Raw genomic sequence first — 17,149 nt, forward strand, 5'->3', positions numbered from 1 at the left:
ATTTTCGAAAAATGCCTATCGCAAACAATCCTCGCGCCCGCGCCGTTGAAGCGCCGCGCCGCGCGTCCCGTCTGGCGCTGATGGGCGCTGCGGCGGCGTTCGCGCTGAGCGCAGCGATCGGTCCGGCGCCGCTGACGCCTGCTTACGCCGAAGCGCCGCTTTCAGGATCTGTCACCGCCGCCGGACCCGCCTCCTTCGCGGACGTCGTCGAGCGCGTCAAGCCCGCTGTCGTCGCCATCAAGGTCAAGGCCGTCGATGATCAGCAGGGCGGCGGCATCTTCGAGATGCCGGACGTGTCGCCCGACGACCCCATGTATCGCTTTTTCAAGCGCTTCGGCGAAGGTCAGGGGGGCCGTCCGCAAAAACACATGACGATGTCGCAGGGCTCTGGTTTCATCATCAGCCCGGACGGCTATGTCGTCACCAATAACCACGTCGTGGAACACGCCAGCGAAGTCGACGTTGCGCTCGACGACGGAAGGACGCTGCCCGCCAAGGTTGTCGGCACGGATAAGCGCACCGACCTGGCGCTGCTCAAGATCAGCGACGGCGCCAAACTGCCCTATGTTGACTGGGGCTCTACGGCGCCGCGCGTCGGCGACTGGGTGATCGCGGTCGGAAACCCGTTCGGCCTGGGTGGCTCAGTCACCGCCGGCATCGTTTCGGCGCGCGGCCGCGACATCGGCGCCGGCCCCTACGACGACTTCTTGCAGATCGACGCGCCGGTCAATCGCGGCAACTCCGGCGGTCCGGCCTTTGATTCGCGCGGCAATGTGATTGGCGTCAATACGGCGATCTATTCGCCTTCGGGCGGTTCGATCGGCATCGGCTTCGCCATTCCGGCCGAGGTGGCCAAGGACGTCGTCGCGGCGCTCAAGGAAAAGGGCTCCGTGTCGCGTGGCTGGATCGGCGTCAAGATTCAGAACGTGACGCCGGAAATCGCCGACAGCATGGGGCTGAAGTCTACGAAAGGCGCGCTGATCGCGCAGCCGCAGCGGGGCGCTCCGGCGGAAGAGGCCGGCCTGAAGTCTGGCGACATCATCGTCGCCGTCAACGGCGACAAGATCGACACGTCGCGTGATCTCGCGCGCCGCATCGCGACCCTTGGCCCTGGCAAGACGGCGGACATCACCTACCTGCGCTCGGGCGCCGAAAAGACGGTGAAGCTGAAACTCGGCTCCCTTCCCGACGAACGGGAAGCGCGCGCCGATGATGAAGGCTTCTCGGAGCGGGGGCCGGAACTGTCCGGCCTTGGGCTCGAGGTCGCCCCGGCGGCCGACATCCGCGGGGCAGGCCGGGAAGGGCTGTTCGTGACGGATCTCGATCCCTCCGGCGCCGCCGCGCAAAAGGGATTGCGCAGGGGCGACGTGATTATCGAGGCCGCCGGGCAGCCGGTGAGTTCCCGCGGCGAGCTCGCGTCCGCACTTGAAGCGGCTCGCAAAGAGGGACGGCGTTCGCTGCTGCTGCGTGTGAAATCTGCGGACGGCGCGAAGTTCATCGCCGTTCCGGTGAAAGGCGGAGCCGGCTAAGGCCGCTTAAGGACTTCTTGCGTCGAGACCGTCGCACTGCACCCGCCCGCAGCCGGTCTCCGCAACGAAGAGCGTCGGGCAGAGCCAGTCCCCTCCTGGCTTCCGAACGCGGGGCAGGCTGGCGCACAATGCGCCGGCCTGCCGTTTTTTTGCAATCTCAGCTATAGTGAAACATGCGCATTCTGATCATTGAAGACGACAGCGAAGCGAGCGAATACCTCGTCAAGGCGTTCCGTGAACAAGGCCATGTCGCCGAACACGCCGCCGACGGGCTTTCTGGCTATGGACGCGCCAGCGAAGGCGGTTACGACGTGCTGATCGTCGACAGGATGCTTCCTAAGATGGACGGGCTGTCGCTGATCTCGGGCTTGCGCGAGCAAGGCGTTCAAACGCCGGCGCTCATTCTCTCCGCGCTCGGCCAGGTCGACGACCGCGTGAAGGGTCTGCGCGCCGGCGGCGACGACTATCTTCCGAAGCCCTACGCCTTTTCGGAACTGCTGGCGCGGATCGAGGCGCTGGCGCGCCGCCGGGTCGGGCCCAAGGGCGAAGAAACCCAATATCGCGTCGGCGATCTGGAGCTCGATCGCTTGTCGCACAAGGTGACGGTCGGCGGCCAGGAGGTGGTGCTTCAGCCGCGCGAGTTCCGGCTGCTGGAATATCTGATGAAACATGCCGGCCAGGTGGTGACCCGCACGATGCTGCTCGAGAATGTCTGGGATTATCATTTCGATCCGCAGACCAATGTCATCGACGTGCATATTTCCCGTCTGCGATCCAAGATCGACAAAGGCCGCGAGAACCCGCTTCTGCACACCATCCGCGGGGCTGGGTATATGATCCGTGACGGCGCTCGGTAAGCTTTTCCGCACGACGGCGTTCAAACTGTCGATCGCGTATCTCGTGCTGTTCTCGATTGGCGCGGGCCTCGTGCTCGCGCGCGTCGGCGCACGCGTCAAGGAAGTGCTCGATGAGCAGATCGAGCAGACCGTCGACGCGGAAATCCGGGCGCTATCCGAACAATATGCGCAGGGCGGCCTGCGCCAGCTCGTCAATGCGGTGGAGCGCCGTGTGCGCGCGCCCGGCGGTTCGCTCTATCTGCTCTCGAGTCATGCCGGGGACGTTATCGTCGGCAATATCGAGCCGCCGAGTTTCACGCCCTCCGGCGGCACGGAACTCGTCGAGACGCCTTATGAGCGACGCGGCGAGCCGGGCGTCAAGCATCCGGCTTTGCTGCGGCTGTTTCTGCTTCCCGGCGGCTTTCGCCTGCTCATCGGCCATGACATCGAAGATCATGAAGTGCTTCGCGGGATATTGCGGCGCGCGCTGGGCGTGTCGCTATTCTGGCTCGCGCTCGTCGGCGCGCTTGGCGGCTTGTTCGTGTCGCATCGCATGCTGGAGCGCGTCGACGTGATGTCGGGCTCGGCGCGCCGCATCATGGCGGGCGATATGCACGAGCGACTCGCCATCTCGGGCGCCGGCGACGAACTCGATCGTCTGGCGGAAAATTTCAACGCCATGCTTGAGCGCATCAGCGAGCTGATGGCCGGCTTGCGCGAAGTTTCCGACAACATCGCGCATGACCTCAAGACGCCGTTGACCCGATTGCGCAACCGCGCCGAGGCGGCCTTGCGGGCGGGCTCAAACGACAGCGAGCATCGTGCGGCGCTCGCCGCCGTGATCGAAGAGTCCGACAACCTGATCCGCGTGTTCAACGCGCTATTAATGATCGCGCGGGCGGAGGCGGGATATTCGAGCGACAATATGGCCGTCTTCGACGCCGATTCCGTCGTGCGCGACATCGCAGAGATGTATGAGCCCGTCGCCGAAGAGCAGGGCGTCTTTCTCGATGTCGCGGCGCAGGACGGACTTGCGGTCACCGGCAGCCGCGAACTGCTCGGGCAGGCGCTGGTGAATCTCGTGGACAATGCGCTGAAATATGGCGGGACAGGCGACGCGCCGCGTATCGCCATCGAGGCGCGTCGCGTCGGCGATCGTGTGGAGATCATCGTCGCGGACCGCGGACCCGGCATCGCGCCGTCGGATCGCGAGCGCGTGGTGGGACGTTTCGTGCGGCTTGAGAATTCCCGTTCGCGGCCGGGCTCAGGTCTCGGGCTGTCGCTGGCGGCGGCGGTTGCGCGGATGCATCACGGCGCGTTGCGGATCGAAGACAACGCGCCTGGATTGCGCGTGGCGCTGTCGCTGCCCGCGATGCGGACAACTGTCGGCCCGACCGCGCGGATGGAGCGCGCATAAGGCGCAATCTTCGCGGATGCGCCGGGTTCGACGGCGCGCGCCTTCAAAGGGGTCACCGTCGCCGAGGCGGCCGGCAGCCGCATCATGACGACCGTGCCTTCTCCAAGACGGGAGCGGACGCGCAGCGCGCCGCCATGCAGCTCGATGAGGGCGCGGGCGATGGCGAGGCCGAGCCCCGATCCCCGCATGCCGTTTTCCATCAGATCGGCGCATTGTTCGAACGGCTTGCCGAGCTTGGGGATGGCGCGCGGGTCGATGCCGCGCCCCGAATCCTCGACATAGACGTCGATCGCGCCGCCATGCGCTCGCGCGCGCACCCGCACGATGCGTCCGAATTCGCTGAATTTGACGGCGTTGGATAGAAAGATGCTGAGCGTCTTGACGATCGCCGCTTCGTCTCCGACGCAACGCAGGTTCTCGCGGGCGTCGGCGACAAGCTCGATGTTCTTCACGTCGGCGCGCGCGCGCCAGGCGCCGACGGCCTTGCGCAGCGCCTCCGCGACGTTGATCTCCCGTTCGGCAAGACGCACGAGGCCCGCTTCGAGACGCGACATGTCGAGAATGTCGGACAGAACTTCGTTGAGGTAATTGCCGCCCTGGCGTATGCCGCAGCAATATTCGAGATATTTTGGCGAACCGAGCGCGCCGAACGGCTCCGCCTCCATCATTTCCGAAAAGCCGATGATGGCGTTGAGCGGCGTGCGCAGCTCGTGGCTCATATTGGCGAGGAATTCTGATTTCGCCACATAGGCGGCTTCCGCCTCGGCCTTTTGATGATGATACTGCTCGGCGAGAGTCGCGAGCTGCTGCGCCTGCATCTCCAGCGTCTGTCGCGAGCGGGTCAAATCGGCGACGCTCGCAGTGAGTCGGCGCTCCGATTCACGCAGCTTCTCCTCGTTGCGCTTGAGCGCCGTAATATCGGCGCCCACGGAGACATAGCCGCCATCCTTGGTGCGGCGCTCGTTGATCTGAAGCCAGCGGCCGTCGATAAGCTGCGCCTCATAGGTGCGGGCGTCTGGCGAAGGTCCGTCGGGCGAAGCGACCTGGGTGCGGATCAGCGGCGCGGTGGCGCAGCTCATGATCTGCCGATAGTTGGCTCCGGCGGATGCGGCTTCCAGCGAAAGCCCATGCAGCGAGAGAAATTTCGAATTGCAGGTCACGAGGCGGTTCTTGGCGTCCCACAGCACGAAGGCTTCGGAAATGGCGTCGATCGCGTCGCGCAGGCGCAAATTGGCCATCTCCGTTTGTTCGGCGAGCGCGCGTTGCTCCGAAACGTCGATTGCGATTCCAATCAAATGCTTGCCGGCTTCCCGACCATCTTCGACGATCTGCGCCCGCGCGCGCAGCCAGATCCATTCGCCGGCGGCGTTCTTCAGCCGGAACTCGTGATCCACGCTGTTCGTCCGTGCGCTCGCGACCATGTCGGCCATCGTTTGGAAGTCGCCGTCGTCGGGATGCAGCAGCGCGCTCAATTCGGTATAGGAGAGGGAGCGGCGGTCGGCCGGCAGCCCCAACATTTCATACATGGAGTCCGACCAGGAGATCCGGCCGCGCGCAATGTCCCATTCCCAAAGGCCACATCGGCCGCGCGAAAGCGCCGCCTCGAGGCGCCTGCGGATCAACGTATTGGCGCGTTCGACGTCCTGTCGGCGCCGGCTCTGGCGGAAATAGGCGAGGACGATGACGAGCAGCAGCAGCGTGGTGCAGGCGAACAGCAGCGCATAGCGGGACGCGATCACGCGCCACTCGCCCAGCACATTGTCCACCGGATAAATCATCGCCACCTGACCGAATGGGGTCGGCAGCTTTCTGACGCTCACGAGGGCGGGAACGCCATCCGGCAAAGTGACGCGCAAGACGCCGGCGTTGTCGGCGAAGTCGACGAGCGCATCTTCGGCGCCGATGGCTTGCGACAGCGTAAGGTCTTTCGAAGGAATTGGCGGAAAGGCGGCGGCGACGCGGCCGCGGTCGTCCGTCACCAGAATGCGTCGTCCTCGCGCCAGCGCGCCTTGCGGCACAAGCTGATTGAGCGGCGCGCCGAACGGCTTTTGCGCGTCGGTCTGGATTTTATCGCGCAGGTCCTGGGACACGGCGCGAACGAAAAGATCGAGATCGTCGACCGCCTGTTCGACCAGTCGATCCTGCATCGCGCTGGTCAGCGACACGACAAAGGCGGCGAGAGAGACGAGGCAAACCGCGCAGGCGGCGAACGCCAGAGGGCGCAGCCAGGAGAAGTCCTTCAGGCCCTTTGCGCCGTCCTCATCAAAGCGGCACGCTCCCCACACGGTATGGGCGTGAGTCTTCACGCGGGCAGCGGGAGCGCGCGCCATCGATAGCCTCCAAATTGATTGTGATGCGAACGCGGCTTACGAGCGAATCACCTTCATTCGAATCTCTCGACGCGCGATTGTCCAGAACTTAACGCGACGTTAACGACTCTTTTTTGGGCGCCTCAGCCAAGCGCCTCAGCCAAGCGCCCGCGTGGCGATGTCGCGCAGGTCCGCCGAAAGATTTTCCTGCGCGACGATATGCTTGAGCCGGGCTTCAATGAGGTCGCGGCGCCGCGACTCCATCGTGCGCCAGGACCGCAGCGCCGAGAGAAGCCGTGCGGACACCTGGGGATTCTTCGGATCGACTTCGAGAACCACGGCCGTCAGCAAATCATATCCCGACCCGTCGAGCGCATGAAAGCGCGTGAGATTGCCGTTGGCGAAGGCGCCGATCAACGCGCGCACGCGGTTGGGGTTGCTCATCGAAAATTCCCGGTGGGTCATCAGACCCAATACGCGCTGTGTGGTCGCCGCTTCCGGAATCATCGCCTGCAGCGAGAACCATTTGTCGATGACAAGCGCTTCGCCGGCATATTGTGCGTAGAACCGGGCGAAGGCCTCCTCGCGCGCATGGCCGCCGAGAAGCGCCAATGTCGCGAGCGCGGCGAGCTTGTCGGTCATATTCCCGGCGGTTTCGAACTGCGCCGTGGCAAGAGATCTACCCTTGTCAGCATCGCCCGCGGCCAGGAGATCAAGCGTCACGTTGCGCAATGCGCGGCGTCCAGCGCTCGCGGCGTCGGGCGTAAAGGCGCCAGCGGCGGAAAAGCGCGCGTGGATCGCGTCGAGTTCTGAGCCGAGCGACTCGCCGATCTCCGCGCGCAACGCCCTGCGCGCCTCAAAGAGCTGATCCGGGTCGACGTCGCGCCCTTTTTCGCGCGCAAGATCGATGTCGGACGGCAGCGACAGCGCCTGTGCGACCAAAGCAGGATCGTCCTCGGCCTTGGCGAGCAGCAGTCGCAGCGCCTCGCTCAACCCCCGGGCGTCAAGAGCGCCGGTTTCGAGTCGGCCGAAGATCGCCCGCAAGGCGAGGCTTTGCGACGCCTGCCAGCGATTGAACGGATCGTCGTCACAGGCAAGCAGGCGCTCGAGATCCTCGCTGGCCGGCGCCGGCTCGAGGCGCACAGGCGCGGAAAAGCCGCGCAGCAGCGAGACCACGGGCCGTGACGGAATCTCGCGGAAACGGATGACGCGCTCGGCGCTGTCCAGTTCGATCAAACCTCGGGCAAGTTCAGTCGGCGCGGCGTCCTCGCTCACGAGATCGAGCTTTTGGCCATTCTCGCCAAAGAGCGCGAGCGCCACCGGGATCACGACCGGTTTCTTGTCGCTTTGACCCGGCGTTGGAGGTGTTTGCTGACAAAGCTTCAAGGCGAACGTCTGGGCAGCGGAATCATATTCGCCTGACGTCGTCACGACGGGCGTCCCCGCCTGACTGTACCAACGCGCGAAATGCGTCAGGTCACGGCCGGACGATGCGGCGAAGCAGGAGAGGAAATCTTCGATCGTTGCGGCCGTCCCGTCGAAACGTTCGAAATAAAGATCCATGCCGCGGCGGAAGTTGTCTTCGCCGATCAGCGTCCGCAGCATGCGGATGATTTCAGCGCCCTTCTCATAAACGGTCGACGTATAGAAATTGTTGATTTCCTGATAGACGTCCGGACGCACGGGATGTGCGAGCGGACCTGCGTCTTCGGGAAATTGCGCGAGGCGCAGGCCGCGCACGTCGCCGATGCGCTCAACCGCGCGCGAGCGCATGTCAGCCGAAAATTCCTGGTCGCGGAAAACTGTCAGCCCTTCCTTGAGGCACAGCTGGAACCAGTCGCGGCAGGTGATGCGATTGCCCGTCCAATTGTGGAAATATTCGTGCGCGATGACTCCTTCGATGCCGGCGTAATCGCCGTCGGTCGCGGTGTCTGGCGAGGCGAGCACATATTTGTCGTTGAAGATATTGAGGCCCTTGTTCTCCATCGCGCCCATGTTGAAGTCGGAAACGGCGACGATGTTGAACACATCGAGATCATATTCGCGGCCAAATTTCTCTTCGTCCCAGCGCATCGAGCGCTTCAGCGCGTCCATCGCATAGGCCGCGCGCGATTCCTTGCCATGTTCGACGTAGATGGCCAGTTCGACGACGCGGCCCGACATTGTCGTGAATTGGTCGCGCACAACGCCCAAATCGCCGCCCACGAGCGCGAACAGATAAGAGGGCTTTGGGAACGGATCGCGCCAGAGAGCATAGTGGCGATTGGAGCCTGCAACATCGCCATGCTCGACCGGATTGCCGTTCGACAGCAGGATCGGCGCGTCGCTTTTCTCGGCTTCGATGCGCGTCGTATAGACGCTGAGCACGTCGGGCCGGTCCAGGAAATAGGTGATGCGGCGAAAACCTTCCGCCTCGCATTGCGTGCAATAGGCCGAGCCGGAGCGATAGAGCCCGGAAAGCTGCGTATTGCCGCTGGGATTGAGCTCCGTGTCGACTTCCAGCGTAAAAGGCGCGTCGGGAACATTGGTGAGCGTAAAGCGATCGGGCGTCGCTTCATATTCGCCGGGCCCGAGCGTGCGGCCGTCGAGCTTCACGCCCAGCAGCATCAATTCGTCGCCGTCGAGCACGAGTGGCGCAGAAGAATCACCGGCTGGATTACGGCGCAGCGCCAGTCGCGCGGAGACGCGGGTCTTGGTGGGATGCAGGCTGAAATCGAGTTCGACGGAATCGATCGCGAAATCGGCAGGACGATAATCGGCGAGCCGGATGGCGGCGGTCGAAGGATGACGCATTTCGCTCCTCAGGGCTAGGGCCACGTTTCTGCGGTGATTATAGAACGGTAGCCGTCGTTTGCGACGTCCAGAGCCGCCGAATACGGAACCGCACGGCCTGTTTCTTTTGGAAAATCTCCGGCGAGCGGCCGAATTGCCTTGAGCCTGTCGCCGCATCCGGGCAAAATCAGCCATGGCGGCGCCGTAGGAATGCGGCGGCCGCTGTTGTGCGCGTCACTTCAGCGTGCGCCGCTTCGCGTGGAGCGCGTCCCAATGCCCTCGACAGCGGAAGGCAGGCGGACGGCCTGCAAAGCGAAGGTTATGATCATTCACATGCGGCGGGCGCTTGCTCCTATCTTTGGCCTTCTTGTTCTCTCGGGCTTTTTCGTTCTCGGCGGCCTTCTGACATTCAGCGCTCCAGCCGCGCAAGCTGCACCCGCAGAAAACCAGAACCTGGAGCCGATCCTCGTCAAAATCAGCGAAGATCAGATGCGCGTCGCCGGCGTTGAGACTCAGCCCGTCGAGAAGGAGTCCGGCATGGGCGAGCTCGTCGTGCCCGGCGTCGTCGCGGTGCCGCCGCAGCAACTCCTCATTGTGGCGGCCCCCGCCGCCGGTCTCGTCGAGACTCTGCTCGTCGCAATCGACGAGGATGTCAAACAAGGCGCGCCGATCGCGACGTTGAAGTCGTCGGAGCTCATCGAAGCCCAGCGCGCCTTCCTGCACGCTGTCTCGGAGGCGAACCTCGCGGCGGAGAAGCTGCGGCGCGACGAGCAGCTGTTCAAGGAGCATATCATCGCTGAGCGGCGATTGATCGTCACGCGCGCCGAGGCGACTCAGGCGCGCTCGGCGCTCGATGAGCGCAGACAAATTCTGTCGCTGGCCGGCATGACGGATCAGGAGATCAATACGCTTCAGCGTGATCGCAAGCTCGCAAGTGCGCTTGTCGTGCGCGCGCCGGTCACCGGCACCGTCTTGCAGCGACATGGAACCACCGGTGAGCGCGTGCAGGCCTCGGCGCCGCTCATCACCATTGCGAGGCTCGACCCCATTTGGGTCAATCTGCAAGTGCCCCTTGGCCGCGCCGCTGGACTCGACAACGTCGACCGCGTGCATTTGCCGTTAGCGGGCATCGACGGCAGACTTATTCGCATCGGCCGCACCGTGGACGCGGCGACGCAGTCGGTCACGGCCGTGGCCGAGTTTCGGACTGGATCGAGTCCGCTGCGCCCTGGCCAAGCGGTCCAGGCGATCCTGCGCCTTAAAGGCGGCGACGCTTCCCAGTGGCGCGTTTCCGCCGACGCGCTCGTGAACTTCAAAAATCACAATTGGGTGTTCGTGCGCTCGCCGGAAGGCTTTGTCGCGACCCCGGTGACGCTACTTTCCGAGACGCCGCAGTCCGCGTCCGTCCAGGGCGCGCTCAAGGCAGGCGAGCGCGTTGCGACCCGCGGCCTGCTGACCTTGCTGGCGGAACTCGCCGAGGCCGAAAGGTGACGATACGCAATGCTTGAAAGACTGATCCGTGTCGCGCTCCAGCAGCGGCTGCTCGTCTTTCTTGGCGCGCTCGGCATCGCCGGGTGGGGGGCGGTCAGCTATTTCAAACTGCCGATCGACGCATTTCCAGACGTCGCGCCGGTGCAGGTGCTGGTCGCCATGCGCGCGCCGGGCCTCACGCCCGAGGAGTTGGAGGCGCGCGTCACTGTGCCGATCGAGCTCGCGGCGAAGGGCATTCCCAACCTCGTTCGCATGCGCTCGACGACGCGATATTCGGTGACGCTGATCACCTTCGAATTTTCGGAAGGGACCGACATCTACTGGGCGCGCGCGCAGGTGAACGAGCGTCTGGCGCAGGCGCAGAGCCAATTGCCGGAAGGCGTCTCCGGCGGCCTCGCGCCCATCGTGACGCCGCTCGGCGAGATGGTGATGTTCACCATTGTCGGCGGCGACCTCACGCCGACGGAGCAACGCACGTTGCTCGACTGGACAATACGCCCGGCGATCCGTGGTCTGCCAGGCGTCGCCGACCTCAACGTGCTCGGCGGCTTCGTGCGCACCTTCGAAGTTGCGCCGTTCCCCGCCGCCATGGCGTCTCGCGGCGTCACGGTCGAGATGCTCCAGTCGGCGCTTTCCAACAACAATAAAAACGACGGCGCGGGGCGCGTGCGCGATGGCGAGGAAGCGTTGCTCGTGCGCGCCGAAGGCCGCTTGCGATCGCTGGAGGAAATACGGTCTGTCGTCATTGCCGCGCGGGACACCGGCATCGTGCGCGTCGGCGACGTCGCCGAAGTGCGCAATGGCGCGTTGCCGCGCAACGGCGTCGTCGTGCGTAACGGCGAAGGCGAGGCGGTGTGGGCGCTCGTTCTGGGTCTCCGCGGCGCCGACGCGAGCATGGTCGTCAAGGGCGTGAAGGAGCGACTGGCCGAAATCGAGCCGACGCTGCCGAAAGGCGCCAAGATTGAAATCTTCTACGATCGCAGCGAATTGATCGGCAAGGCGGTCTGGACCGTGCAGAAAGTGCTGATCGAGGCCATTGTCCTTGTCGTCATCCTGCTCGTCCTGTTTCTTGGCGATCTTCGCGCCGCGATCGTCGTGTCGGTCATTTTGCCGCTCGCCGCGCTCGCGACGTTCGGCATCATGCGCTGGTGGGGGCTCTCGGCGAATATCATGTCGCTCGGCGGTCTTGCGATCGCCATTGGACTTTTGGTCGACTGCGCGGTCGTCGTCGTGGAGAACGTCGAACATCGCATGGCGCACGCGCATGATGTCAGTCTTTCCGATCGCATTTTCATGACGCTCGAAGGGACTCGCGAGGTCGCCGTCCCGCTCACGTCCGGCGTGGTCATCATCGTCACCGTGTTCCTGCCGCTGCTCTCTCTCGAAGGGCTGGAAGGGCGTCTGTTCGCGCCGGTGGCGCTGACCATCGCCTTCGCGCTCGGATCGGCGCTCGTGCTGTCGCTCACCGTCGTGCCGGCGCTTAGCGCGACGTTGCTGAAGCCGGGCCATGCCGACGAGCCCTGGCTCGTGCGCAAGCTCGCCGCCGTCTACGAGCCGCTGCTCAAGCGCGCCCTCGACAAGCCGGTAATTGTCGGCGCCGTCGCCGTCATTGGCCTCGTCGTCGCCTTCACCGCCTATGCGCGCATCGGCCAGACCTTCATGCCGGTGATGAACGAAGGCACGCCCGTCATCACCATCCGCAAACATCCGACGATCAGCGTCAATATGGCTGCGGAGACCGACATGCGCATTCAGCGCGCAATCATGGAGCGCGTGCCGGAAGTCAAGGGAATGATGGCCCGCGCCGGCGCCGACGAGCTCGGCATCGATCCCGTCGGCCTCAACGACACCGATAATTTCCTGACGCTTGCGCCGCAAAGCGAATGGCGCGGCAAGGATATCGATTGGCTGATGGGCGAGATCCGCGCTGTGCTCGATAGCATGCCCGGCATTTCCTACGCCTTTTCGCAGCCGATCGACATGCGCGTTCAGGAAATGATCATCGGCGCCCGCGGCGACGTGGTCGTCAAGATATTTGGCGACGATCTCGATGAGCTTAACCGCCTCACCCGCGAGGTTACCGCGACATTGCGCAAGATCAAGGGATCGCGCGACGTTTTCGGTCTGCAGAATGACGGCATGCGCTATCTGACGGCGCGCGTCGATCGGCTGGCTGCCGGGCGCTTTGGCCTCAACGCCGGCGAAATTCAGGACGCGCTGCGCGTTTGGGTCGACGGTCAGCCGGTCGGCATCGTGCTGGAAGGGCCGATCCGCACGCCGCTCGTCATCCGCGGCTCGGAGACTTCGCGCCGCTCATCCGTCGATTTCGCGCGGCTGCCGATGGTGTCGTCGGAAGGCAAAGTCGTCGAACTGTCGCAACTCGCCGACGTGCGCGTGGAAAACGGGCCGATCCAGATCATTCGCGAGGAAGGCCGTCGCTTCGCCACCGTCCTCGCCAATGTGACGGGACGGGATCTTGTCGGATTCGTCGACGAAGCCAAGAAAGCCGTCGCCAAAAACGTAAAGACGCCGCCGGGATATCGCTATCAATGGGGCGGCCAGTTCGAAAACCAGCAACGCGCATCGGCCCGACTCGCGATCGTCGTGCCGATCGCGCTGGCGCTGATTTTCCTGTTGCTTTATCTAACCTTCAACTCGGTGCTACAGGCGACGCTGGTGTTCTGCAATGTGCCTTTCGCGGCGATCGGCGGCATTTTGGGCCTGTGGCTTTCGGGAGAATTTATGTCCGTGCCCTCGTCGGTCGGCTTTATCGCGCTTATCGGAATTGCGGTTCTCAATGGCGTCGTGCTCATCTCCTACATCAACAAGCTTGTGGCCGAAGGCACGCGCAGCACGCGCGAAGCGGTGTTAGAGGGCGCGCGTCGGCGCATGCGGCCCGTTATGCTCACCGCCACCATCGCGGCCTTCGGCTTGATACCGTTCCTGTTCGCGCATGGGCCCGGCGCCGAGATCCAGCGTCCGCTCGCCATCGTCGTCATCGGCGGGTTGCTCTCGGCCACGGTGCTGACCTTGATCCTGCTGCCGATTCTTTATGACCGCACCGCCAATCTGGGCTTGGTCATTCGTCAGAAGTTCCGCGCGCGCGCGATGCGGCGCCCCGCGCCGATGCGTGAGCGCGAGGACGCTCGCGCATGAGGGTCGGCGCGGTTTTCACAGCATTTTCCCTGATAGCGTTCGCTTCGCTTTTCGAGACGGGAGTCTTTGCACAGGAGCAGAACGAGCCGGCGGAGATGCAGATAAAGGCGTCTGTTAAGCCGTCACCCAAGAAAGCGCGCGTGACATCGCCCAAGAAAGCCGGCGCGCGGCCGCCATCCCAGCGAAGCGGCGGCGTGTTGGCGAAACATCTTGAGATGGCTGTTCTGATCGACGCCCAGAGCCGGTCGCTCGAGGCGCAGTTTCGCGCCATCACGGGACGCTATGCGACGGTCAACTCAATCAGTCCGGGTTCGCCTTATTTCGCCGGCTATCAACGCAACGCTGTCGCGGGCAATCTTCGCAATTACAACGAAACCGAAGCTGAGGTCGGCATGCCCTTGTGGCTGCCCGGCCAGCGCGACGCCCTTGCCGCGACGGTGACGACCGGTCTCTTTGAAGTGGAGGAACGGCTGGCGCTTCGCCGGCTGGAAGTCGCGGGGGTTTTACGCAACGCGTGGTGGAATGCGCAGCGCGCGGCGCGCGACGTGTCAGTTGCGCGCTCGCGCGTTGAAACGGCGCGTGACATCGGCGCGGATATGACGCGCCGAGTCGAACTGGGCGAGTCTCCCCAAACCGATGCACTGCTTGCGAAGAACGAAACGCTCGGTGCGGAAACCGAACTTGCGCAGGCCGAGGGCGCGCTGAAGGTCGCGCAGGTCAACTACGTGGCCCTGACGGGCGGCGCGCCGCCCGATGGGGTGCTCGAGTCAGTCCGACCCGCCATCGATATCGAGGAGCATCCAGCGCTGCGCACGCCTCGCGCCGCGCTCGTTCGCGCACGGGCGCAAGCGGAGCTTGTCGACGCGACGCCAATTGACAATCCCGAGATCGGCATTTTCGGCCGGCAGGAACACAATGATCAATATGCGACCGACCGTTCGCTGGATCCTTTGGAGCCGATAACGAATCAGCGCACGGATGCGACCACTGTGGGGGTGCGCATACGCATTCCAATCCCGACCGAGGGGCGCAACGAACCCAGACGCGCCGAGGCCCTCGCCGAGATGGACCGCGCCACGGCGGAATATGAACGCGCAAAGCGAATGGTATTGGCGGAGATAAAGGCTTCACGCGAATCGCTTGCCGCCGCGCAGCGGGCGGCAAGCCTAGCAAATAGCCGGCTCACTGTTGCAAACGAGCAATTCGAACTGTCGCGCAAGGCGTTCAAGCTCGGTGAGCTTAGCGCCTTCGATCTTTACCGCGTGCGACAGATACAGCTTGACGCTCAACGCATGCAGGCGAATGCCGCAATTGCGGTGGGGACCGCGATCTCCCGACTTAATCAGGCGCAGGGATATGCGCCTTAGAGCGCTTCCCGGTCACATCATGCGATCGATAAGAATCGCGCAAATCATAATGTTGGAGCAGGTTCTCATCGAATGTCTGTCAACGCTTTCTGAACCGCCGCGCGATCGGCGGACCCGATTTATGGACGTTGGCGCACGAAGTCCGCGATGCGCGAAATCGTCGGCTGATCAAGCAGCAGCGGCGCGTGCGCCTGGCCTTCGACCCAGGCGCGCTCAAGGCGTGGCGCGCGCCGGGCCATCTCGTCAAAGACCTCGGGCGAGAGAATGTCCGAGTTCGCGCCGCGGATGGCGAGGATTGGAACAGTCGACAGCGCGGCGAAGTCGTCCCAATATTCTTCAGGCTCCACATCGGGCGCCACGGCGTCGAGCGTATGTGACAGGTCGGGATCGTAACGCAGCTGAACCTTGCCGTCTTTCTCGACAAAGGTGAGGCGCGCATAGTCCTCCCACTCCTGCGGCGAGACGCCGGAAAAATCGACGCCGGCGGTCATCCGCATCAAGGCGATCGCTTCGCGCATGGAGGCGATCGGCGGCAGTCTCCCAACGTAGCGCTTAATGCGGAGCAGGCCGGCGTGCTCGATCTTCGGTCCGATGTCGTTGAGCACGGCGCCGCGTACGACGCCCGGCCGGCGAGCCGCGATGCGCATTGTGTGAAGACCGCCGCGTGACGTCCCGATGAACACCGCTTGCTCGACGCCCGCGTCGGCAAGTTGAGCCATAATGTCGGCTTGCTCGACGTCGAAGTCATAGCGGCGCCAGTCCTGATCCCAGTCGGACCGGCCGCGTCCACGATAGTCGAGGGCAAGAACCCTCCGGCCGTCAGCTTGCAGGGTCTTGGCGATGCGATCGAAATCATCGGCCGAGCGTGCAAGCCCCGGCAGGCAAACGATCGGGAGGAGCGGACTCCCGGCGCCGCCCGGCGGCGCGGGATAGTCCAAATAATGCAAGCGGAGCCCGTCGGCCGCGCGAATGTAGCGGCTAACCGGCTCTTGCCCAGATGTCATGGAACGACCATTCCCGCATGATGAACCTGCCCCCGTCGCAGCGACATTGACGCGATGAATCGGGTTTTTCAACCGCGCCGCTGGCGCTTTGTGTTCCTTGACTTCAAAGCCGGTTGCGGCGAGTTTGCCCGCGCCCGCGAGGCGTCCCTCGCCTAAAGGAAAACGCCGCCTCAATGCGCTCCTATCTCGACTTCGAAAAGCCCGTCGCAGAACTCGAAACCAAGGTCGACGAACTGCGCGCGCTGGCCGAAAACGGAGAGGCCGTTTCGATCGGCGAGGAGCTCAACAAGCTCCAGGCCAAAGCCGCGAAGGCGCTCGCGGATCTCTACGCCGGCCTGACGCCCTGGCAAAAGATCCAGGTGGCGCGGCACCCGCAGCGACCACATTTTTCCGATTATGTGCGGCAGCTTTTCGACGAGTTCACGCCGCTCGCCGGAGACAGGCTGTTCGGCGAGGACTTCGCGATCGTCGGCGGCTTCGGGCGTTTCCGCGGCGAGCCGATCTGCGTCATCGGCCAGGAGAAGGGCTCGGACACGTCGAGCCGTCTTCATCACAATTTCGGCATGGCGCGGCCGGAAGGCTATCGCAAGGCCGTCCGCCTGATGGAGCTCGCTGACCGTTTCGGTTTGCCGGTCGTCTCGCTTGTCGACACGGCTGGCGCGTTTCCGGGCATTGACGCCGAAGAGCGCGGGCAGGCCGAGGCGATCGCCCGCTCCACCGACGTGTCGCTCTTGCTCGGCGTGCCCAATGTCGCGGTGGTGGTGGGCGAGGGCGGCTCCGGCGGCGCGATCGCGATCGCCGCCGCCAACAGAGTGCTGATGCTTGAGCACTCAGTCTACACGGTCGCGTCGCCCGAAGCCTCGGCCTCGATCCTGTGGCGCGACTCCGCCAAGGCGCAGGAGGCGGCGACGAGCATGAAAATCACAGCGCAGGATCTCTTAAAGTTCGGCATCATCGACCTGATTGTGACGGAGCCGCCCGGCGGCGCCCATCGCGATCCTCAGGCGGCCATTGGCGCCGTCGGCGACGCGCTCGCCAAGGAGCTTGCCGGCCTGGCCAATCTTTCGCGCGAACAGCTGAGACAATTCCGCGCCGACAAGTTTTTGGCCATGGGCCGGAAACTTGAAGAGAAGCGTTAACGTAAATTCCAGAAGATTGGCCCTAAAAGCGCGTACGTGGGCGATTCTTCGCTAATTCGGACATGTTCTCGTCCCATTATTTGTCTTTCGTGATCAGCGCGGCGGCTCGCTTCCGAGACCTGCGAGGCG

General features: G+C 64.0%; 10 protein-coding genes. 7 read left to right on the forward strand and 3 right to left on the reverse strand.

Annotated elements, in window-relative coordinates:
- Positions 1–11 precede the first annotated feature (11 nt).
- The 3 genes from ACPS74_RS15760 to ACPS74_RS15770 all read left to right on the forward strand — a co-directional run bounded on the left by ACPS74_RS15760 (position 12) and on the right by ACPS74_RS15770 (position 3,782).
- Complete coding sequence (locus ACPS74_RS15760) at positions 12–1,529, forward strand: Do family serine endopeptidase (protein WP_051381647.1); 1,518 nt, start codon at positions 12–14, stop codon at positions 1,527–1,529.
- Between the two features lie 173 nt (positions 1,530–1,702).
- The gene (locus tag ACPS74_RS15765; protein WP_029648028.1) at positions 1,703–2,386 is read left to right on the forward strand and encodes a response regulator transcription factor; all 684 of its coding nucleotides are present in this window, start codon (positions 1,703–1,705) and stop codon (positions 2,384–2,386) included.
- The gene (locus ACPS74_RS15770) at positions 2,370–3,782 is read left to right on the forward strand and encodes a sensor histidine kinase (protein ID WP_083481277.1); all 1,413 of its coding nucleotides are present in this window, start codon (positions 2,370–2,372) and stop codon (positions 3,780–3,782) included. Before ACPS74_RS15765 ends, ACPS74_RS15770 begins: the two co-directional genes overlap by 17 nt.
- Here ACPS74_RS15770 and ACPS74_RS15775 read toward each other — a convergent pair.
- Positions 3,674–6,112 (reverse strand): PAS domain-containing sensor histidine kinase, encoded by a 2,439-nt coding sequence (locus tag ACPS74_RS15775; protein WP_029648023.1) that lies wholly within the window; start codon positions 6,110–6,112, stop codon positions 3,674–3,676. The genes ACPS74_RS15770 and ACPS74_RS15775 overlap by 109 nt on opposite strands.
- 135 nt (positions 6,113–6,247) lie before the next feature.
- Positions 6,248–8,884: an aminopeptidase N gene (gene pepN, locus ACPS74_RS15780; protein WP_029648022.1), complete on the reverse strand. Its 2,637-nt coding sequence runs from the start codon at positions 8,882–8,884 to the stop codon at positions 6,248–6,250.
- A gap of 300 nt (positions 8,885–9,184) precedes the next feature.
- Here pepN and ACPS74_RS15785 point away from each other — a divergent pair, with 300 nt between their 5' ends.
- From ACPS74_RS15785 to ACPS74_RS15795, 3 genes are all read left to right on the forward strand, one after another.
- Complete coding sequence (locus ACPS74_RS15785; RefSeq protein ID WP_051381648.1) at positions 9,185–10,354, forward strand: efflux RND transporter periplasmic adaptor subunit; 1,170 nt, start codon at positions 9,185–9,187, stop codon at positions 10,352–10,354.
- A gap of 9 nt (positions 10,355–10,363) precedes the next feature.
- A complete protein-coding gene (locus ACPS74_RS15790) occupies positions 10,364–13,510 on the forward strand; it encodes an efflux RND transporter permease subunit (protein ID WP_029648018.1) in 3,147 nt (1,048 codons plus the stop codon).
- 140 nt (positions 13,511–13,650) lie between these two features.
- A complete protein-coding gene (locus ACPS74_RS15795; protein WP_244471390.1) occupies positions 13,651–14,877 on the forward strand; it encodes a TolC family protein in 1,227 nt (408 codons plus the stop codon).
- 119 nt (positions 14,878–14,996) lie between these two features.
- Here the strand turns inward: ACPS74_RS15795 and ACPS74_RS15800 are convergent, their stop codons facing one another.
- A complete protein-coding gene (locus ACPS74_RS15800; RefSeq protein WP_029648014.1) occupies positions 14,997–15,881 on the reverse strand; it encodes an alpha/beta fold hydrolase in 885 nt (294 codons plus the stop codon).
- Positions 15,882–16,054: 173 nt separating this feature from the next.
- Between ACPS74_RS15800 and ACPS74_RS15805 the strand changes: the two genes are divergently transcribed.
- Positions 16,055–17,020, forward strand: a complete 966-nt coding sequence (locus tag ACPS74_RS15805) for an acetyl-CoA carboxylase carboxyltransferase subunit alpha (protein ID WP_018407560.1) — start codon at positions 16,055–16,057, stop codon at positions 17,018–17,020.
- Positions 17,021–17,149: the final 129 nt, after the last annotated feature.

It is taken from the genome of Methylocystis sp. SB2 (genome assembly GCF_049817085.1).
GTDB classification, from domain to species: Bacteria; Pseudomonadota; Alphaproteobacteria; order Rhizobiales; family Beijerinckiaceae; genus Methylocystis; species Methylocystis rosea.

Excerpts from the sequence above, each read along its gene's own strand:
- ACPS74_RS15760 (WP_051381647.1), top strand. The coding sequence starts at position 12 with ATGCCTATCGCAAACAATCCTCGCGCCCGCGCCGTTGAAGCGCCGCGC.
- ACPS74_RS15765 (WP_029648028.1), top strand. The coding sequence starts at position 1,703 with ATGCGCATTCTGATCATTGAAGACGACAGCGAAGCGAGCGAATACCTC.
- ACPS74_RS15775 (WP_029648023.1), bottom strand. The coding sequence starts at position 6,112 with ATGGCGCGCGCTCCCGCTGCCCGCGTGAAGACTCACGCCCATACCGTG.
- pepN (WP_029648022.1), bottom strand. The coding sequence starts at position 8,884 with ATGCGTCATCCTTCGACCGCCGCCATCCGGCTCGCCGATTATCGTCCT.
- ACPS74_RS15785 (WP_051381648.1), top strand. The coding sequence starts at position 9,185 with ATGATCATTCACATGCGGCGGGCGCTTGCTCCTATCTTTGGCCTTCTT.
- ACPS74_RS15790 (WP_029648018.1), top strand. The coding sequence starts at position 10,364 with ATGCTTGAAAGACTGATCCGTGTCGCGCTCCAGCAGCGGCTGCTCGTC.
- ACPS74_RS15800 (WP_029648014.1), bottom strand. The coding sequence starts at position 15,881 with ATGACATCTGGGCAAGAGCCGGTTAGCCGCTACATTCGCGCGGCCGAC.
- ACPS74_RS15805 (WP_018407560.1), top strand. The coding sequence starts at position 16,055 with ATGCGCTCCTATCTCGACTTCGAAAAGCCCGTCGCAGAACTCGAAACC.